Genomic DNA, 16,602 nt, shown 5'->3' with positions numbered 1-16,602 from the left:
CGGCATTGGCTTACAAGCCGAGTGTCGATGCCGGAAACGCGGGTCGCCCGAGGCGCCAGCACTCGTCGATGGCCTCGCGCAACGCACGGCGCGCACGCGCGTCGTCACCGCTCACGCCCCTGCTGCGCTCGGGGTCGATGCGGTGCACGAACCACGTGGGCGTCCAGATGGCGCTCGGCACTTCGGAGCCCGCGGCCTTGCCGGTGGCGCGGCATTCGATGATGTGGTCCCACATGCGGCGCCACGGCACGAAGCGCGCATGGCCGCGCTCGAGAACATCGAAGCGCTGCGCGAGCAACATCAGGCGGTGGCCGCTGGCCGACCAGGCCTGCAGCGCCTCGATGGTCGCGCGCTCACCCAGGGGCCAGTCGGCGAAGTCGGGGTCGCTGAAGACGATCTCTTTCCAGCCCTGCTGCGCCGCGGCCGACAGCGCGCCGCGCAGGAGCGCATCGAAGGCCTCGCGGCCATCGAAGCGCCCTTCGGGCAACGATGGGCTGGGCGCGTCGTCATTCGGCATGAAGCCACCCTGCTTCGCACCACTCGCCCAGCAGTGCGAGTGCGCCTTCGCTCGCTCGCGCCAGTTCGCGTGCGCCGAGCGCGCGCTGGTCGGCCAGACGGCGCATCAGCGTCGCATCGGCACCGCCCGCGCGAAAGCTCTCGCCGTTGATGTAGATGTGCCGCGTGTCGTAGAGCATGCGCGTGCGGCGATCCAAAGACACGCGCTGCATTGCATCAGGCGCCTCGCCGCCTTCGCCGAACCAGACGTTGGCCTTGGGCTCGGTGAGCGACTCGCCCAGCGCGCGGTCGATGGCATCAGGGTCGCGCAGTGCGGCCTCGATGGCCTTGCGCGCGAAGCCCTGGAGCGCGGCAGGCATTGCGGCCGGCGCATCGACCGCGGGCTGCGCCGGATCGCGGTAGCGCGCCAGCTCGGCCGGCCCGGCATCTTCCAGGTCTTCTGCATAGGCCTGCGCCACGCGCGCCAGCAGGTCGGAGCCGAGCTCACCCAGGGCCGACGAGCGCAGGCCTATGGAGCAGGTCATGCAGTCGTCGCCCACGGCCACGCCGTCGTGGGCATAGCGCGGCGGCAGGTAGAGCATGTCGCCGGGCTCGAGCACGAAGGTCTGCTCAGGCTCGAAGTTCTCGAGAATCTTGAGCGGCACGCCCGGCTGCAGGCGCAGGTCGCTCTGCTTGCCGATGGACCAGCGGCGGCGTCCCTGCGCCTGCAGCAAGAAAACGTCGTAGCTGTCGAAATGCGCGCCCACGCCTCCGGTGTCGCTCGCGTAGCTGATCATCAGGTCGTCGAGGCGGGCATCGGGCAGGAAGCGAAACTGCCGCAGCAGTTCGTGCACGCCCTCGTGATGCAGGTCGACGCCCTGCACCAGCAACGTCCAGGCCGGTTGCTTCAGCGGCGGCAAGGCGCGCCGGGCCAGCGGCCCATGCTTGAGCGACCAGCCGGCCTTGCCGTGGCGGATCAGGCGCGATTCGACGTCCTCACGTTCGGCCAGGGCGAACAGCGCGCTGCGCTCGATCGGTGGCACCATCGCGGGTATCGCCTGGCGGACGAGCAAAGGTTTTTTCTGCCAGTACCGCCGCATGAACTGCGCGGCGCTCAGGCCGCCGAGCAACGGCAGCGGTTGGTTAATCTCCATGGGAGAATTCTGCAATGGAAATCTCTGAACAATGCGTGGTCGGCTTGACCTGGACCATGAAAGACACGCTTGGCGACGTGCTGGATGTGCTCGACGAGCCGGTGGAATTCATGGTCGGCGGCGACGATCTCTTCGACGTGATCGAAGCGGCCCTGCAAGGCCATGAGCCCGGCGCCCGGGTGCAGTTGCAGATCGAACCCGAACAGGGCTTCGGCGACTTCAACGACCAGCTGCTTTTTCTGGAGCCCCGTTCGCTCTTCCCCGAAGGCACGGAAGAAGGCATGACCTTCGACGGCTCCGCTCTGCCCAAGGGCGTGAACAGCAACATTCCAAAAGACGCGATCTACACCGTGGCCGAGATCTACCCCGACCATCTGGTGCTCGACGGCAACCATCCGCTGGCCGGCATCGCGATCCGGCTCGACATCACGGTGCGTTCGGTGCGCGAGGCCACCGAAGAGGAAGTCGGCCGGGGTTCGGCGGGCACGGGCTTCTTCAAGGTGTCGCCGATGGCGCCAAGCAACCAGACGCTGCACTGACCAAAGGGCCGCCAGCGAGCGCCCACAAAAAAAGCCGGGCAACGCCCGGCTTTTTCTCGCCCCGAGGGACGAGACGGCTTACATGCGCGAGATCTGACCGTTGTCGATGCGCACGCGGTCGCCGATGCGCAGGTCGCCCGGGCTCTGCACGTCGAAGGCGCGGAAGCCGCCACGGTCGGTCTGCACCGACACGCGGTAGGTTTCATAGGCGCGCGGGCCGTTCTGCTGAGCCTCGATGGTGTTGCCCAGCAACGCGCCGCCCACGATGCCCAGCGCGGTGGCTGCGGCACGGCCGTTGCCGCGTCCGAACTGGTTGCCCACCACCCCACCGATGACCCCGCCGGCGACGGCGCCGCCGCCCGTGGTGCCGGTGCCAGCGGTTTCGCTGCGCAGCACCTCGATGTTGGCCACGTGGCCGTATTCGACATAGGAAGCTTCGCGGTACTGAATGGCCTGCGGAGGCGCCTGGTACGGATAGCGCGAGGTCTGGTAGACCGGCGCCGGGGCCACGCATGCCGTAAGCGTGGCCACGGCCAGCACGGAAGCGGTGACGGAAACAAAGCGCATTGAGATCTTCATGTTGGGAGGCTCCTCGAATAGAACGATGCATGAAGAATGCATGCATCGGCTTGTGCCTGCCTGACTAACGCCGCAGCGCCCGCTGCGATGACGTCAGAACACACACTGATACCTTCGAGGCTGGCCGGCCTTTGCCGGTTCCGCTCTTTACCACTCGGAAACCCAACTTCCCTCCCAGATCGGCTCAGTGCTTGCCCGTGGAGCCGTAGCCGCCCTCGCCCCGTTGCGAGGGTGCAAAGTCTGTGACCACCCGAAACTGCGCCTGCACCACCGGCACGATCACCAGTTGCGCGAGCCGTTCCATAGGCTGCAGCACGAAGGGCGTGTCGCTGCGGTTCCAGGCGCTGATCTTCAGCTCGCCCTGGTAGTCGCTGTCGATCAGGCCGACGAGGTTGCCCAGCACGATGCCGTGCTTGTGGCCCAACCCGGAGCGCGGAAGTATCAGCGCCGCATAGGCCGGGTCGGCCAGGTGGATGGCAATGCCGGTGCCCACCAGCTGCCAGCCATTGGGCTCCAGCGTGATGGGCGCATCGAGGCAGGCCCGCAGATCCAGGCCGGCGCTTCCGGGAGTGGCATACGCGGGCAATTGATCCACCATGCGCGGATCGAGGATACGAACGTCGACTTTCACTTACTTGCTGCCTTGCTTCTGTTGCTGTTCTTTTTGCTTGCGGGCGGCTTCCTCGAGCACCTGCTGCCATTTGGCGACGCCGGGGGTGAGCTTCACGCCCTTCAATTTCTTGCCGAACCAGACGGCCAGGCCCGCCAGCAGGACCAGCACGCCGAACGGCACGCCGGCCGCCCACAGCACGAGGAACACCAGTGCGCCGCCGACGCCCAGCACCTTGAGGGTCATGGGGTCGAACGACCCAGGCTGTGACTTCGGCACTTCGCCGTTCGACGCTGCCTCGTTGCGTTGCTGCATGGCGGCAGTCACGGGGCCGCTCTGCTGGCCGGGTGCCGTCGTGATGCCGACATCGAGCCCTGGCTCGCCGGGCTGCGCCGCCCTCTTCGGCAGCGCGGCCTGTGCCGACAGCCGCTCGACATAGCGTGCGAAGTCGCCGTTCGGCGGCGTGTTCCATTGGGGATTCAGGTTCATCAGACCCTCCAGTCGGTAAGTCGGGCTGCAATTTCGGTCATCAGTTCGCGCGCCAGCGTGAGCTTGGGCGCGCGAGGGAGTTCGCGCACGCCGCTGGCATCGACCAGCAGCAGCGCGTTGTCGTCCTGCCCGAAGGTCAGTGGGCCAATGTTGCCGACCAGCAGCGGAATGCCCTTGCGCTCGCGCTTGGCCTTGGCGTGCTCGGCGAGGTTCTCGCTCTCGGCTGCGAAGCCAACGCAGAAGAGCTTCTTCGACTGGGCCCGCTCGCTCTTGGCGACCGTGAGGAGGATGTCTGCGTTCTCCACGAAATTCAGCACCGGCGTCTTGCCACTGCCGTCCTTCTTGATCTTCTGGTCGCTGTGCGTGGCAGGCCGCCAGTCGGCCACGGCGGCCGTAGCTACAAAAATGCTAGCAAACTGCGCAGCACGGGTGGTCGCTTCGAGCATGTCCTGCGCCGACAGCACGTCGACACGCGTCACGCCGCGCGGGGTCGGCAGGTGCACCGGGCCGGCCACCAGCGTGACTTCGGCGCCCGCCTCGCGGGCCGCACGGGCAATGGCAAAGCCCATCTTGCCGGACGAATGGTTGGTGATGCCGCGGATCGGATCGAGCGCCTCGAAGGTCGGGCCGGCCGTGACCAGCACCTTCTGCCCCGCCAACAGCTTGGGGCTGAAGAAGGCCGTGACGTCTTCGAGCAGTTGCGCCGGCTCGAGCATGCGGCCATCGCCGGTTTCGCCACAGGCCTGCCAACCGTTGCCCACGCCCAGCACGGTCGCGCCGTCGGCCGACACCTGCATCAGGTTGCGCTGGGTGGCGGGATGGACCCACATCTCGCGGTTCATGGCCGGCGCGATCAGCAGCGGAACGCGGTCCATGGGGCGGGCCAGGCACATCAGGCTCAGAAGGTCGTCGGAGCGACCCTGCACCAGCCGCGCGATGAAGTCTGCGCTGCAGGGCGCCAGCACGATCGCATCGGCCTCTCGGCTCAGGTTGATGTGCGGCATGTTATTGGGCTCGCGGGTGTCCCACTGCGAGGTGTAGACGGTGCGCCCCGAGAGCGCCTGCATGGTCACGGGGGTGATGAACTGCTCCGCCGCCTCGGTCATCACGACCTGGACGGTCGCGCCCGCCTTGACGAACAGGCGGCACAGCTCGGCCGACTTGTAGCAGGCGATGCCCCCTGTGAGGCCCAGGACGATGTGTTTGCCGGCGAGATCTTGCATGGGGCGTATTGTTGCTCACATGCCATCCGGCAAGCGGCAACAAGCCCTTGGAGAAAGGTGTCGCGAAGGGCACACCTATAATCGCAATTTCCCACTGCCCGGATTCACAGCGTCCGGAACTGGCATGACCAAATTTGTCTTCGTCACCGGTGGTGTCGTTTCTTCCCTTGGCAAGGGAATCGCCTCCGCCTCGCTCGCCGCGATCCTCGAATCGCGCGGCCTCCAAGTCACCCTCATCAAGCTCGATCCGTACATCAATGTCGACCCCGGCACGATGTCGCCCTTCCAGCATGGTGAAGTGTTCGTCACCGATGACGGCGCCGAGACCGACCTCGACCTCGGCCACTACGAGCGCTTCATCAACACGCGGATGCGCAAGGCCAACAACTTCACGACCGGCCAGATCTACAAGACCGTGCTCGAAAAAGAGCGCCGCGGCGACTACCTCGGCAAGACGGTGCAGGTGATCCCGCACATCACCAACGAAATCCAGGAATACATCAAGCGCGGCGCCGGCATCGGCACGGCGCACGAGGTGGACGTGGCCATCGTCGAAATCGGCGGCACCGTGGGCGACATCGAATCGCTGCCCTTCCTCGAAGCCGTGCGCCAGATGAGCCTGCGCATGGGCCCGAACAACTCGGCCTTCGTGCACCTGAGCTACGTGCCCTGGATCGCCGCCGCCGGCGAGCTCAAGACCAAGCCCACACAGCACACCGCCAAGGAACTGCGCGCCATCGGCATCCAGGCCGACGCCCTGCTGTGCCGCGCCGACCGCCCGATCCCCGACGACGAGCGCGCCAAGATCTCGTTGTTCTCGAACGTGCCCGAATGGGGCGTCATCTCGATGTGGGACGTGGACACCATCTACAAGGTGCCCCGCATGCTGCACGAACAGGGCCTGGACGGCCTGATCTGCGACAAGCTGCGCATCAACACCCCGCCTGCCAAACTGCAGCGCTGGGACGACCTGGTGTACGAAGTCGAGCATCCGCAAAAGGAAGTGTCGATTGCCATGGTCGGCAAGTACGTCGACCTGTCGGACAGCTACAAGTCGCTGAACGAAGCACTGCGCCACGCCGGCATGAAGAACCATGCGCGCGTGAAGATCGACTACATCGACTCCGAAACCATCTCTGCACAAGACGTGTCGCGTCTGGCCAAGTACGACGCCATCCTGGTGCCCGGCGGTTTCGGCCAGCGGGGCGTCGAGGGCAAGATCTCGGCCGCCCGCTTCGCCCGCGAAGGCAAGGTGCCCTACCTCGGCATCTGCCTGGGCATGCAGGTTGCCACCATCGAATACGCCCGCCACGTGGCCGGCCTGAAGAACGCCAACAGCACCGAGTTCGACCCCGAGACGCCCACCCCCGTGATCGCGCTGATCACCGAGTGGAAGGACCGCGACGGCACCGTGAAGACGCGCGACGAGAAGTCCGACCTCGGCGGCACGATGCGCCTGGGCGCTCAAAGCTCCGACGTGGCTCCCGGCACGCTGGCCCACAGCATCTACGGCGACGTGGTCACAGAGCGCCACCGCCACCGCTATGAAGCCAACGTGAACTACCTCGATGAGCTGCGCAACGCCGGCCTCGTGATCTCCGCGCTCACGCAGCGCGAGCACCTGACCGAGATCGTCGAGCTGCCGCAGGACGTGCACCCGTGGTTCATCGGCGTGCAGTTCCACCCCGAGTTCAAGTCGACCCCGTGGGGCGGCCACCCGCTGTTCAACGCCTTCATCAAGGCCGCGCTCGAGCACAAGGACAAGGGCGCCGGCAGCACCAACAAGACACTGAAGGCAGTCGCATGAGCAGCGGATACGTCATCGCCCACGTCGAGGTGACCAACCCGACGCAGTACGAGGAATACAAGAAGTGGTCGAGCGCCGCCATGCAGGCGCACGGCGCCGAGGTGTGCGTGCGCGGCGGCCAGATCCAGCCGCTGGAAGGCGACTGGAAGCCCACGCGCATCGTCATCCTCAAGTTCGCCAGCTTCGAGAAGGCCAAGGCCTTCTACGAGACCCCCGAGTACCTCAAGGCACGCGAAGCGCGTGCCGGCGCGGCGATCATGAACATGATCGCCGTCGAAGGCCTCTGATCCCAATTTGTTCATCCGCCAAAGAGACCAGAAAGAGAAAGACAAAAGATGAGTGCAATCGTTGACATCGTCGGCCGCGAAATTCTCGACAGCCGAGGCAACCCCACCGTCGAATGCGACGTGCTGCTCGAATCGGGCACCATGGGCCGCGCAGCCGTGCCTTCGGGCGCATCGACCGGTTCGCGCGAAGCCATCGAGCTGCGCGACGGCGACAAGAGCCGCTATCTCGGCAAGGGCGTGCTCAAGGCCGTGGAGAACATCAACACCGAGATCTCGGAAGCCGTGCTCGGCCTCGATGCCAGCGAACAGGCCTTCCTCGATCGCACGATGATCGACCTCGACGGCACCGACAACAAGGGCCGCCTGGGCGCCAACGCCACCCTCGCCGTGTCGATGGCCGTGGCCCGTGCAGCAGCCGAAGAGTCGGGCCTGCCGCTGTACCGCTACTTCGGTGGCATGGGCGGCATGCAGATGCCGGTGCCGATGATGAACGTCATCAACGGCGGCGCGCACGCCAACAACAGCCTCGACCTGCAGGAGTTCATGATCATCCCCGTGGGCGCCAAGAGCTTCCGCGAGGCCGTGCGCTATGGCGCCGAAGTATTCCATGCGCTGAAGAAGATCCTGGGCGACCGCGGCATCAGCACGGCGGTCGGCGACGAAGGCGGCTTTGCCCCCAGCGTCGAGAGCCATGAAGCGGCCATCCAGCTGATCCTCGAAGCCATCGACAAGGCCGGCTACACCGCCGGCGAGCAGATCGCCCTGGGCCTCGATTGCGCGGCCAGCGAGTTCTACAAGGACGGCAAGTACGTTCTGTCGGGCGAAAACCTCTCGCTCACGGCCGAAAGCTGGACCGACATGCTCGCGACCTGGGTCGACAAGTACCCGATCATCAGCATCGAAGACGGCATGCACGAAGGCGACTGGGACGGCTGGAAGCACCTGACCGAACGCCTGGGCAAGCGCGTGCAGCTGGTGGGCGACGACCTGTTCGTCACCAACACCAAGATCCTGCAGGAAGGCATCGAAAAGGGCATCGCCAACTCGATCCTGATCAAGATCAACCAGATCGGCACGCTGACCGAGACCTTCGCCGCCATCGAGATGGCCAAGCGCGCGGGCTACACGGCCGTCATTTCGCACCGCTCGGGCGAAACCGAAGACAGCACCATCGCCGACATCGCCGTGGGCACCAACGCCGGCCAGATCAAGACCGGCTCGCTGTCGCGCTCGGACCGCATCGCCAAGTACAACCAGCTGCTGCGCATCGAAGAAGACCTCGGCGACATCGCCGTCTACCCGGGCCGCGGCGCGTTCTACAACCTGAAGTAACGCCCGGACGCCACGCGGCATGCGCGCCCGCCTCGTTCCACCGATCGTCCTGCTGCTCCTGTTGGCCATCCTGCAGTGGCAGCTGTGGAACGGGCGCGGCAGCGTGCGCGACGTGGCTCAGCTGCGCACCAAGCTTGCCGACCAGAAGGAAGCCAACGCCAAGGCTGCGCTGACCAACGAGCGCCTGATCTCCGAGGTCAACGACCTCAAGGACGGCCTCGAAATGGTCGAGGAGCGTGCACGCGCGGAACTCGGCATGGTGAAGCCGAACGAAGTGTTCGTACAGATCACTCACTGACCTTTCTTCACCTTTTCGCCTGCTGATGACCGAGCTTCTCTCGGCCCCCGCCTTCCTGCTGTGGGGCTCTCCTGTCAGCTGGCTCGAACTCGTGGCCTCGCTCCTGGCGCTCGCCATGGTTGGCTGCAACATGCGCGAGATCCACTGGGGATGGCCGCTGGCCATCGTCAGTTCATTGCTCTACGTGGCGGTGTTCGCCAAGGCGCGCATCTACGGCGACGCCTCTCTCCAGGTCTTCTTCGCTTTCGTCGCCCTGTGGGGCTGGTCGCAATGGCTGCGCGGCCACCGGGCCGACGGCAGCGCGTTGCATGTCACCCGGCTCTCGCCGCGCGGCATCGCCCTCACGCTGGCCGCCTGCGCACTGGCGTGGCCGGCCGTCGCCCTCTTCCTGCGCCGCTTCACCGACACCGACGTGCCCTGGTGGGACGGCTTCGCCACCGGCCTGAGCCTGGTCGGGCAGTTCCTGCTCGGGCGCAAGTTCATCGAGAACTGGCTGATCTGGCTGGCCGTGAATGTCGTGAGCGTGGGCCTGTTCATCCACAAGGGGCTTTGGCTCACCGTGGGCCTGTATGCGGTGTTTGCGGTGCTCAGCGTGGCGGGCTACATCGCGTGGCGGCAGCGCATGCCCGCTCAGGCGGTACGCGCATGACGCCCACACTGCCGACCGGCTGCGTCATCGCACTCGTGGGCGCCGAAAGCACCGGCAAGACCGAGCTGGCCCGCGCCATCGCGCAGCGCCTGCAGGACCGCGGCACGCCGGCCACGCTGGTGGGCGAGTACCTGCGCGAATGGTGCGAGCGCGAAGGCCGTACGCCACGCCCCGACGAGCAGCAGGCCATCGCCGACGAGCAGACCCGCCGTATCGACGCCGCGGCCGCCACCGGCGTGGTGGTGGCCGACACGACGGCGCTCATGACGGCCGTCTACAGCGAGCAGCTGTTCGCCGACACCACGCTCTACGAAAGCGCCCTTGCCGCGCAACGACGCTACGCCATCACGCTGCTCACCGCGCTCGACCTGCCCTGGGTGGCCGACGACATGCGCGACGGCCCGCATGCGCGGCAGCCGACTGACACGCTGGTGCGCGCCGCGCTCACGGGCGCGAAGCTCTCGTATGCCGTGGTGCACGGCACGGGCGGCGAACGGCTCGCCAATGCCTGGAACGCCATCAATTCCATCGCGGGCAACGAGGGCCGTCCCCGCACGCGCGCCCAGTCCGACGCTAAGCCCGCCTCGTGGTCGTGGCCTTGCGAGAAATGCTCCGACCCGGAATGCGAACATAAGCTCTTCAGCGACCTGATCGCGCGCCGCGAGTAGCGCGCGCCTCACCCCTTACCGGAGACCCGATGCCCCTTTCGACTGCCGCACGCGTCACGCTTCTTCCCTGCACTCTGGCCGCCCTGCTGCTGGCCACAAGCCAGGCCACCGCAGCCCCCGTTGCCGCCACTGTCGAGAACGGCACCACCACCACCGCCTGCGCCGAGGAAGACAACGTCTCGCTGACCCTGCGCGGCGACGGCATCCGCCGCATGCGCATCGAGGCGCTGCAGCCCGACTACCTCGGCAAGATCGGCAACGACGTCACCAAGCCCGACTTCTCGGGCTGCAACTTCGATGGCGGCGCGCACCCGACCGACCCGGCACACCGCTTCCGCAAGCGCACCGTGGTGCTGATGGACAACGCCCAATGGCGCATCGTCGGCATGACGCTGCCGACCTTCTGGCGGCCGCAGCGCGTGCCCGTGCAGGTGGGCAAGCGCAAGGACAGCGGCTTTCACCTGCTGCAGGTGTTCAAGAAGGAAAACGGCAAGGCGCTCGAAGCGATCGTGCTCTATCCGTCCGACGGCTACTGGCGCATCAAGCCGCTGCCCGAGGCCCGCTTCGGCGACGGCGTGTATGGCTCGTCGTTCCTGCTCGGCCCGGTCGAGGCGGCTGCGCGGCCGGTGGTGAACATTGCATCGATCCGGATCGTGCCGCGGCCGCTGGCCATTAACGTGCGCTTCACCGACGGCGGCAGTGCCGCGGTGCGCGTGGACGAAATCAGCCGCGCACGTACCGCGCTCGACGTGACGCTGTCAAAGCCCACCGCGAGCGCACAGCCCTTCGCTGTGCTGCGTTCGATGTACGTTGCGCCGGACAACGCCGACGTGAGCGAAGTGCGCTGGCAGGCATCGCCTCAAGCTGCGCCGCAGGTACTGCCGTTGCCCGAGGTGAAGACGCTGCAGGCCACGCAAGTGCGCTTCGGCCGCAGCCTGCCGTCGAAGCACAACACGAGCGCACCCGACATCGCTTTCAGCGAATTCGACGACGGAGCTCGCTGAGCCCGATCGGCTTCCTGCTTACTGAACGACCGGGCTACCCGGAATCTGGTCACCCAACGGCTTGAACAGCTGCGCTGCATCGACCGCATCGAAGCGGTACTGCTTGCCGCAGAAGTCGCAGCCCACCTCGATGTCGCCGCGCTCGGCGAGGATGCTCTCGGCCTCCTCCACACCCAGCCCGCGAATCATCTGCGCCACGCGCTCACGCCCGCAGGTGCAGGCGAAGTGCGGGCCCAGCAGGCCGGCCTGTGGCTCGAAGCGCAGCAGCTTTTCTTCCCAGAACAGGCGGCGCAGGATGGTCTCGATGTCGAGCGTCAGCAGCTCGTCGCGCGTCAGGCTCGACGCGAGGATCGAGATGCGGTTGTAGTCCTCGTTGCGACCGATCTGGTCTTCGTTGGCCTGGTCGTGGTCCTTGTCGGAGGTGCCTTCGAGGTTGCCCTCGCCCTTCACCGGCAGGCGCTGGATCAACAGGCCCGCGGCCACCTTGTCGTCGGCAGCAAGCACCAGCGTGGTGTCGAGCTGCTCGCTTTGCAGCATGTAGTGCTGCAGCACGTCGCTGAGCTTGCCGAGCTTCTCGCCCTCGTCGCCGAAGAGCGGCACCACGCCCTGGTAGGGGGTGGCGCCCGGCAGCTTGTCCTTGGGGTCGAGCGTGATGGCGCAGCGGCCCTTGTTGTTCACGTTGACCATGTCGGGCAGGCGCGCGTCGGCGGGCAGGTCGCCGATCACCTTGGCGGTGGCGCGCAGGCTCAGGTCGGGCTTGGCCTCGGCCACCGCGACCTTCACGGGACCGTCGCCGAAGATCTGCAAGATGAGCGCGCCGTTGAACTTGATGTTGGCCTGCATCAGCGTAGCGGCAGCCGTCATCTCGCCGAGCAGTTCGGCCACGGGCGGCGGGTAGGCGCCGGTGGCGGTGTTGGAGGCGCGCCGCGCAAGGATCTCCTGCCACGCATCTGTCAGGCGCACGATCATGCCGCGCACCGGCAGGCCATCGAACAGGAATTTGTGCAGCTCGCTCAAAACGTTTTCTTTCTCTGTGTGCCTACGACCGTGGCGGTCAGGCGATCTTTTTAAGGCCCTTCGCGAAGCGGCGGGCGTTCAACACATAGTGCTCGGCGCCCTGGCGCAGCTTGGCGGCCGCCGCGTCGTCGAGGGTGCGCACCACCTTGGCCGGCGAGCCCATGATGAGAGAGTTGTCGGGAAACTCCTTGCCCTCGGTCACGACGCTGCCGGCGCCAACGATCGAATTGCGGCCGATCCTCGCGTTATTCAAGACCACCGCCTGGATGCCGATCAGCGTGTTGTCGCCGATGGTGCAGCCATGCAACATCACCTGGTGGCCGATGGTCACGTTGTCGCCAACGGTCAGCGGGCAGCCGATGTCGGCGTGCAGCACCGACAGGTCCTGGATGTTGCTGTTGCGCCCGACGGTCAGCAGCTCGGTGTCGCCGCGCAGCACGGCGCCGAACCACACGTTGGCGTTGTCCGCCAGCTTGACGTTGCCCATGACTTCCGCGCTGTCGGCCACCCATGCCCCTTCGCCCATCTGGGGGGCCACGCCGTCGAGTTCGTAGAGCGCCATTGCTTTCAGTCCGTGGAAGGTCAAAAACTAGAATTGTAGGGATGCACCCCCGATTGAGCGCGCTGGCCGCGCTGCGCCTGACAGACCCCGATGAAAAGGTGGCTGCAACGCGCGCCATTTCTTCATCTGGCGCTACCGATTCCATAGCAACCGAGCCGATCCGCACCCCGGGCGACGACCTCGGCGTGCCGGGCCGCCCCGACAAGCCCCAGCGCGTGGCCGCCACCGCCGTGCAAAAGCGCTCGCCGTTCACTACCGAAGGCAGGGCCGCGCTGATCCATTCGATCTGCCACATCGAGTTCAACGCGATCAACCTCGCGCTCGACGCCGTGTGGCGCTACGACGGCATGCCCGAGGCCTACTACCGCGACTGGCTGCGCGTGGCCGACGAAGAGGCTCTGCACTTCACGCTGCTGCACACGCACCTGCAGGACATGGGCTGGCGCTACGGCGACTTCCCCGGCCACGACGGCCTGTGGAACATGTGCGAGAAAACGAAGGACGACGTGCTCGCCCGCATGGCGCTGGTGCCGCGCACGCTGGAGGCGCGCGGGCTCGATGCCACGCCGCTCATCCAGGGCAAGCTCAAGCGCGTGAACACGCCCGATGCGCTGCGCGCGGTGGAGATCCTCGACATCATCCTGCGCGACGAAGTGGGCCACGTGGCCATCGGCAACCACTGGTACCGCTGGCTGTGCGACGGCGCGGGCCTCGACGCGGAGGCGACCTACCCCACCCTGGTCGCGCGCTACGACGCGCCGCGCCACAAGCCGCCTTTCAATCTCGAGGCACGCAGCCGGGCGGGCTTCAGCCCCGAAGAACTTCGTGCGCTGACCGACTCCCGCCCCGAATGAGCAACATGATTTCCGACCAGACCTGGTCACGCCCCGACCTGCTGGCCTGCCTGCAAGACCGCAAGGGCGCCGAGCCGCTGCATTTCGAACGCTGCAATTTCGACGAGGCCGACCTGTCCCGCCTCGACCTGCGCGGCGCGCAGTTCACGCTCTGCAACTTCGCCGAAACATCGTTCGACCGCACGCTGCTGTCGGAAACCCGCTGGGCCGGATGCAAGGCGCGCCAGGCCGACTTCGGCCTCGCGGACCTGACGAACGCGCGCTTCCAGGACTGCGACCTGAACAACACGCAGTGGATGCGCGCCAAGCTGGCCTCGGCATTCTTCAGCGGCGTAAAGCTCACGGGCGCGCACTTCGGCGAAGTCTCGGCGCTGGGCATCGGCTTCAAGGATTCGCTGCTGGTCGATGCGCACCTGCGCGGCATGTCGTTCCGCAAGCAGAAGCTCGAACAGCTCGACTTCTCGGAGGCCGACCTGTCGGGCTGCGATTTCCGCGAGGCTGTGTTCGAAGGTGGCAGCCTGCGCAGCGCACACCTGAAGCTCGCGCGCTTCGAAGGCGCCGATTTGCGCGAGGTCGATCTCGGCGGGCTGCGGCTCGCTAACGCGGCCCAGTTCAAGGGTGCCACCATCTCGCACCGGCAGGCCGCCTCGCTGGTCGAGGAACTGGGCCTGCGCGTGGTCTGAAGAACTCAGGCCGACGTGGGCCTGCTGTGCACCACCAGCTTCGGCGTGAAGGCCTGAAGCACTTCGCCGCGCTGGTTGAGCGTCTGGCAGCGCATCGTCACCATCGCGCGACCGGGCTTGGAGCGTGAGGGCGTGATGTCGACCACCTCGCCCACCACGTGCAGCACGTCACCTGGGCGCGTCGGCTTGGGCCACTGGAGCTCGCCGCCCGAGCCGATGATGCCGTCGGCCAGGGGAATACCGCTGTCGACCAGCAGCTTCATCGTGAGCGCGGCCGTGTGCCAGCCGCTCGCGGCAAGGCCGCCAAAGAAGGTGGCTTTGGCGGCCTCTTCGTCGGTGTGGAAAGGCTGCGGATCGAACTGCTGCGCGAAGGCCTTGATCTGCGCCACATCCAGCGCGTGCTCGCCGCTGGTGAAGCGGTCGCCGACCGCCAGGTCTTCGAGATACAGCTTGTGCTTCGCGCCGGCCTCAGTGCTTGCAGTCATCGGGTCTCCTTGTGCTTCCTGCCCGCATTCTCAGGCGTTCAGACGCGCTCGAGAATCGTCGCAATGCCCTGCCCGCCGCCGATGCACTGCGTGGCCAGCGCGTAGCGGCCCTTCTCGCGCGCCAGCAGCGACGCTGCCTTGCCGGTGATGCGCGCACCCGTCGCACCCAACGGATGGCCGATGGACAAGCCGCCGCCGTCGAGGTTGATCTTCGCCGGGTCGAGCCCGAGGTCGCGGATGCAGGCCAGCGCCTGCGAGGAGAAGGCTTCGTTGATCTCGATCACGTCGAGGTCGGCCGCGCTCAAACCGGCGCGCGCCAGCGCCTTGCGGGTCGCGGGAATCGGGCCGATGCCCATGATGGCCGGGTCGACGCCCACTGTCGCAAACGACCGGATGCGCGCCAGCGCCTGCAGGCCATGCTTGGCGGCGAAGGCATCGCTGGTGACGAGCACCACGGCCGCTCCATCGGTCAGCGGCGACGAGGTGCCGGCAGTCACAACGCCATCGGGGCGGAACGCGGGCTTCAGGTTCGCCAGCGCCTCGGCCGAAGTCGTGGGCCGGATGCAGCCGTCGGCATCGACGATGTCGCCCGAGGCCAGGCGCACGGGCACGATCTCGCCTGCCAGGCGCCCCTGCGCGCGCGCCTCGGCCGCCTTGCGGTGCGACTCCACCGCAAAGGCCTCCTGGTCGGCACGGCTCACGTTCCAGCGTTGCGCCACGTTCTCGGCCGTCTCGCCCATCGAGATGTAGGCGTCGGTGTTCTCCTTCAGCTCGGGGCTCGGCGAAAAGTTGAAACCGCCCTGAGGCACCATCGTCATCGACTCCACGCCGACGCACAGGAAGGCGTCGCCCATGCCCGCCTCGATCTGCGCGGCGGCGATGTGCACGGCCTGCATCGACGAGCCGCAGAAGCGGTTCACCGTCATGCCGCCTACCTCGTGCGGCAGGCCGGCCAGCAGCCCGACGATGCGCGCGAGGTTGTTGCCTTGCGAGGCTTCGGGGTATGCGCAGCCGAGGATGACGTCTTCGAGCAGCGCAGGGTCGAGGTCTGTGCGCTGCAGCAGGCCGCGCACCACGCCGGCGGCGAGCGTGTCGGGCCGCACCTCGGCGAGTGCGCCTTTTTTCGAGAAATGAAAAGGGGAACGGGCGTAGGCGGAAATGACGGCTTTCATGGGTTGCTCCAGCAGGTTTTGTCTACCATCCAATCGGTAGGCTGTTAGGTCAAAAAATAGGCACGCCGAAGCGTGCCTGCATCAGGCCTGGCGGTCAGCCAGGCAGTGAACTCCTGAGTTGCGCGACAGCTTCGTCGAAGTCGTCCACGCGCCCTGTCATGCGCGCCGACAACAACGCGCCCTGGCAGACCGAAAACACGTACGCGGCCAGCGAAGCGACAGACGTGCCCTTCTTCTTCGCCGGCATCAGCGCACCTAGCACGCCGGAGAGCCACGTCACCTGCGTGTTGCGCAGCTCCTGCACGGCCTGGCGCAGCTCGTCGTTGATGACGCCCCAGCCGGGCGCCAGCGCCCCGGCGGGACACACGCCCGAGCCGGCCCTGAGCGTGTTGCGGTACATGCGGAAATACGACTCGAGCGCGTCCTTCGGCTCGCGCGCCCGGGCGGCGTCCCAGTCCTTGAAGCCCTGCGTGGCCGCGCGAATCACTGCGACGCCCAGCGCCTCCTTGGTCGGGAAGTGGTGGTACAGGCTGGCTTTGCGCACGCCGACCGCATCGGCCACGTCCTGGAAGCTGAAGCCCAGGTAGGAACGCGTTTCGATGAACCCGCGCGCCACCGCGAGGATCTGCTCGCGGGTGCTGCCGGTGGCAAGGGCTGTGGCGCTGGTCATCTACCTACTATAAGGTAGGGAAAAT

At 66.6% G+C, this 16,602-nt stretch carries 21 protein-coding genes; 10 read left to right on the top strand and 11 right to left on the bottom strand.

Features of this window, described 5'->3' with window-relative positions:
• Positions 1-10: 10 nt before the first annotated feature.
• Together NWF24_RS09820 and NWF24_RS09815 are read right to left on the bottom strand one after the other, a co-directional pair.
• Positions 11-517 (bottom strand): hypothetical protein, encoded by a 507-nt coding sequence (locus NWF24_RS09820; protein WP_258354003.1) that lies wholly within the window; start codon positions 515-517, stop codon positions 11-13.
• On the bottom strand, positions 507-1,649 hold the full coding sequence (locus NWF24_RS09815) for a JmjC domain-containing protein (protein WP_258354002.1): 1,143 nt from the start codon (positions 1,647-1,649) through the stop codon (positions 507-509). The genes NWF24_RS09820 and NWF24_RS09815 overlap by 11 nt, the downstream gene beginning before the upstream one ends.
• A gap of 14 nt (positions 1,650-1,663) precedes the next feature.
• On the opposite strand from NWF24_RS09815, the gene NWF24_RS09810 reads away from it, so the two are divergent.
• Positions 1,664-2,188, top strand: a complete 525-nt coding sequence (locus NWF24_RS09810) for an FKBP-type peptidyl-prolyl cis-trans isomerase (protein ID WP_093050929.1) — start codon at positions 1,664-1,666, stop codon at positions 2,186-2,188.
• A gap of 78 nt (positions 2,189-2,266) precedes the next feature.
• Here NWF24_RS09810 and NWF24_RS09805 read toward each other — a convergent pair whose 3' ends face one another.
• The 4 genes from NWF24_RS09805 to coaBC form a co-directional block, all read right to left on the bottom strand.
• A complete protein-coding gene (locus tag NWF24_RS09805) occupies positions 2,267-2,767 on the bottom strand; it encodes a glycine zipper 2TM domain-containing protein (RefSeq protein ID WP_093080054.1) in 501 nt (166 codons plus the stop codon).
• A gap of 184 nt (positions 2,768-2,951) precedes the next feature.
• A complete protein-coding gene (gene dut / locus NWF24_RS09800; RefSeq protein ID WP_007835673.1) occupies positions 2,952-3,398 on the bottom strand; it encodes a dUTP diphosphatase in 447 nt (148 codons plus the stop codon).
• Entirely contained in the window at positions 3,399-3,866 is a 468-nt protein-coding gene (locus NWF24_RS09795) for a hypothetical protein (RefSeq protein ID WP_258354001.1), read from the bottom strand.
• Positions 3,866-5,089 carry a bifunctional phosphopantothenoylcysteine decarboxylase/phosphopantothenate--cysteine ligase CoaBC gene (gene coaBC / locus NWF24_RS09790; protein ID WP_258354000.1) on the bottom strand — a complete coding sequence of 408 codons (1,224 nt, stop codon included), beginning with the start codon at positions 5,087-5,089 and terminating at the stop codon, positions 3,866-3,868. The genes NWF24_RS09795 and coaBC overlap by 1 nt, the downstream gene beginning before the upstream one ends.
• A 124-nt stretch (positions 5,090-5,213) precedes the next feature.
• Here coaBC and NWF24_RS09785 point away from each other — a divergent pair, with 124 nt between their 5' ends.
• The 7 genes from NWF24_RS09785 to NWF24_RS09755 are packed head-to-tail and all read left to right on the top strand — an operon-like array spanning position 5,214 to position 11,134.
• Positions 5,214-6,896 (top strand): CTP synthase, encoded by a 1,683-nt coding sequence (locus tag NWF24_RS09785; RefSeq protein WP_093050939.1) that lies wholly within the window; start codon positions 5,214-5,216, stop codon positions 6,894-6,896.
• Complete coding sequence (locus NWF24_RS09780; protein ID WP_258353999.1) at positions 6,893-7,183, top strand: DUF1330 domain-containing protein; 291 nt, start codon at positions 6,893-6,895, stop codon at positions 7,181-7,183. Before NWF24_RS09785 ends, NWF24_RS09780 begins: the two co-directional genes overlap by 4 nt.
• Before the next feature lie 48 nt (positions 7,184-7,231).
• Positions 7,232-8,515: a phosphopyruvate hydratase gene (gene eno, locus NWF24_RS09775; RefSeq protein WP_093050943.1), complete on the top strand. Its 1,284-nt coding sequence runs from the start codon at positions 7,232-7,234 to the stop codon at positions 8,513-8,515.
• Between the two features lie 19 nt (positions 8,516-8,534).
• Positions 8,535-8,813 carry a cell division protein FtsB gene (gene ftsB, locus NWF24_RS09770; protein ID WP_258353998.1) on the top strand — a complete coding sequence of 93 codons (279 nt, stop codon included), beginning with the start codon at positions 8,535-8,537 and terminating at the stop codon, positions 8,811-8,813.
• Between the two features lie 25 nt (positions 8,814-8,838).
• Positions 8,839-9,462 carry a nicotinamide riboside transporter PnuC gene (gene pnuC, locus NWF24_RS09765; RefSeq protein WP_258353997.1) on the top strand — a complete coding sequence of 208 codons (624 nt, stop codon included), beginning with the start codon at positions 8,839-8,841 and terminating at the stop codon, positions 9,460-9,462.
• Positions 9,459-10,130 (top strand): ATP-binding protein, encoded by a 672-nt coding sequence (locus tag NWF24_RS09760; RefSeq protein ID WP_258353996.1) that lies wholly within the window; start codon positions 9,459-9,461, stop codon positions 10,128-10,130. The genes pnuC and NWF24_RS09760 overlap by 4 nt, the downstream gene beginning before the upstream one ends.
• 29 nt (positions 10,131-10,159) lie before the next feature.
• The gene (locus NWF24_RS09755) at positions 10,160-11,134 is read left to right on the top strand and encodes a hypothetical protein (protein ID WP_258353995.1); all 975 of its coding nucleotides are present in this window, start codon (positions 10,160-10,162) and stop codon (positions 11,132-11,134) included.
• Between the two features lie 18 nt (positions 11,135-11,152).
• Here the strand turns inward: NWF24_RS09755 and hslO are convergent, their stop codons facing one another.
• Positions 11,153-12,151, bottom strand: coding sequence for an Hsp33 family molecular chaperone HslO (hslO, locus tag NWF24_RS09750; RefSeq protein WP_093050955.1), 999 nt, complete (start codon positions 12,149-12,151; stop codon positions 11,153-11,155).
• Positions 12,152-12,188: 37 nt separating this feature from the next.
• Positions 12,189-12,713 carry a gamma carbonic anhydrase family protein gene (locus NWF24_RS09745; RefSeq protein WP_093050958.1) on the bottom strand — a complete coding sequence of 175 codons (525 nt, stop codon included), beginning with the start codon at positions 12,711-12,713 and terminating at the stop codon, positions 12,189-12,191.
• 41 nt (positions 12,714-12,754) lie between these two features.
• Here NWF24_RS09745 and NWF24_RS09740 point away from each other — a divergent pair, with 41 nt between their 5' ends.
• Together NWF24_RS09740 and NWF24_RS09735 are read left to right on the top strand one after the other, a co-directional pair.
• Positions 12,755-13,567 carry a ferritin-like domain-containing protein gene (locus tag NWF24_RS09740; RefSeq protein ID WP_258353994.1) on the top strand — a complete coding sequence of 271 codons (813 nt, stop codon included), beginning with the start codon at positions 12,755-12,757 and terminating at the stop codon, positions 13,565-13,567.
• The gene (locus NWF24_RS09735; RefSeq protein ID WP_258353993.1) at positions 13,564-14,250 is read left to right on the top strand and encodes a pentapeptide repeat-containing protein; all 687 of its coding nucleotides are present in this window, start codon (positions 13,564-13,566) and stop codon (positions 14,248-14,250) included. The genes NWF24_RS09740 and NWF24_RS09735 overlap by 4 nt, the downstream gene beginning before the upstream one ends.
• Positions 14,251-14,255: 5 nt before the next feature.
• On the opposite strand, the gene NWF24_RS09730 is transcribed toward NWF24_RS09735, so the two are convergent.
• The 3 genes from NWF24_RS09730 to NWF24_RS09720 form a co-directional block, all read right to left on the bottom strand.
• The gene (locus NWF24_RS09730) at positions 14,256-14,735 is read right to left on the bottom strand and encodes a MaoC family dehydratase (protein ID WP_258353992.1); all 480 of its coding nucleotides are present in this window, start codon (positions 14,733-14,735) and stop codon (positions 14,256-14,258) included.
• A gap of 38 nt (positions 14,736-14,773) precedes the next feature.
• The gene (locus tag NWF24_RS09725; RefSeq protein WP_258353991.1) at positions 14,774-15,907 is read right to left on the bottom strand and encodes a thiolase family protein; all 1,134 of its coding nucleotides are present in this window, start codon (positions 15,905-15,907) and stop codon (positions 14,774-14,776) included.
• A gap of 94 nt (positions 15,908-16,001) precedes the next feature.
• On the bottom strand, positions 16,002-16,577 hold the full coding sequence (locus NWF24_RS09720) for a TetR/AcrR family transcriptional regulator (protein WP_258353990.1): 576 nt from the start codon (positions 16,575-16,577) through the stop codon (positions 16,002-16,004).
• Positions 16,578-16,602 lie beyond the last annotated feature (25 nt).

It is taken from the genome of Variovorax paradoxus (assembly GCF_024734665.1).
GTDB lineage: Bacteria > Pseudomonadota > Gammaproteobacteria > Burkholderiales > Burkholderiaceae_C > Variovorax.
The sequence above is the reverse complement of the archived record's forward strand: the minus strand, read 5'-3'. Positions and strand labels throughout refer to the sequence as shown.

What these genes read in the sequence shown, in the direction of transcription:
- NWF24_RS09725 (WP_258353991.1), bottom strand. Translation starts at nt 15,907, where the DNA reads ATGAAAGCCGTCATTTCCGCCTACGCCCGTTCCCCTTTTCATTTCTCG.
- NWF24_RS09735 (WP_258353993.1), top strand. Translation starts at nt 13,564, where the DNA reads ATGAGCAACATGATTTCCGACCAGACCTGGTCACGCCCCGACCTGCTG.
- coaBC (WP_258354000.1), bottom strand. Translation starts at nt 5,089, where the DNA reads ATGCAAGATCTCGCCGGCAAACACATCGTCCTGGGCCTCACAGGGGGC.
- NWF24_RS09740 (WP_258353994.1), top strand. Translation starts at nt 12,755, where the DNA reads ATGCACCCCCGATTGAGCGCGCTGGCCGCGCTGCGCCTGACAGACCCC.
- NWF24_RS09820 (WP_258354003.1), bottom strand. Translation starts at nt 517, where the DNA reads ATGCCGAATGACGACGCGCCCAGCCCATCGTTGCCCGAAGGGCGCTTC.
- NWF24_RS09815 (WP_258354002.1), bottom strand. Translation starts at nt 1,649, where the DNA reads ATGGAGATTAACCAACCGCTGCCGTTGCTCGGCGGCCTGAGCGCCGCG.
- NWF24_RS09760 (WP_258353996.1), top strand. Translation starts at nt 9,459, where the DNA reads ATGACGCCCACACTGCCGACCGGCTGCGTCATCGCACTCGTGGGCGCC.
- NWF24_RS09810 (WP_093050929.1), top strand. Translation starts at nt 1,664, where the DNA reads ATGGAAATCTCTGAACAATGCGTGGTCGGCTTGACCTGGACCATGAAA.
- NWF24_RS09785 (WP_093050939.1), top strand. Translation starts at nt 5,214, where the DNA reads ATGACCAAATTTGTCTTCGTCACCGGTGGTGTCGTTTCTTCCCTTGGC.
- NWF24_RS09805 (WP_093080054.1), bottom strand. Translation starts at nt 2,767, where the DNA reads ATGAAGATCTCAATGCGCTTTGTTTCCGTCACCGCTTCCGTGCTGGCC.
- NWF24_RS09720 (WP_258353990.1), bottom strand. Translation starts at nt 16,577, where the DNA reads ATGACCAGCGCCACAGCCCTTGCCACCGGCAGCACCCGCGAGCAGATC.
- pnuC (WP_258353997.1), top strand. Translation starts at nt 8,839, where the DNA reads ATGACCGAGCTTCTCTCGGCCCCCGCCTTCCTGCTGTGGGGCTCTCCT.
- ftsB (WP_258353998.1), top strand. Translation starts at nt 8,535, where the DNA reads ATGCGCGCCCGCCTCGTTCCACCGATCGTCCTGCTGCTCCTGTTGGCC.
- NWF24_RS09795 (WP_258354001.1), bottom strand. Translation starts at nt 3,866, where the DNA reads ATGAACCTGAATCCCCAATGGAACACGCCGCCGAACGGCGACTTCGCA.
- NWF24_RS09730 (WP_258353992.1), bottom strand. Translation starts at nt 14,735, where the DNA reads ATGACTGCAAGCACTGAGGCCGGCGCGAAGCACAAGCTGTATCTCGAA.
- NWF24_RS09780 (WP_258353999.1), top strand. Translation starts at nt 6,893, where the DNA reads ATGAGCAGCGGATACGTCATCGCCCACGTCGAGGTGACCAACCCGACG.
- NWF24_RS09745 (WP_093050958.1), bottom strand. Translation starts at nt 12,713, where the DNA reads ATGGCGCTCTACGAACTCGACGGCGTGGCCCCCCAGATGGGCGAAGGG.
- NWF24_RS09755 (WP_258353995.1), top strand. Translation starts at nt 10,160, where the DNA reads ATGCCCCTTTCGACTGCCGCACGCGTCACGCTTCTTCCCTGCACTCTG.
- eno (WP_093050943.1), top strand. Translation starts at nt 7,232, where the DNA reads ATGAGTGCAATCGTTGACATCGTCGGCCGCGAAATTCTCGACAGCCGA.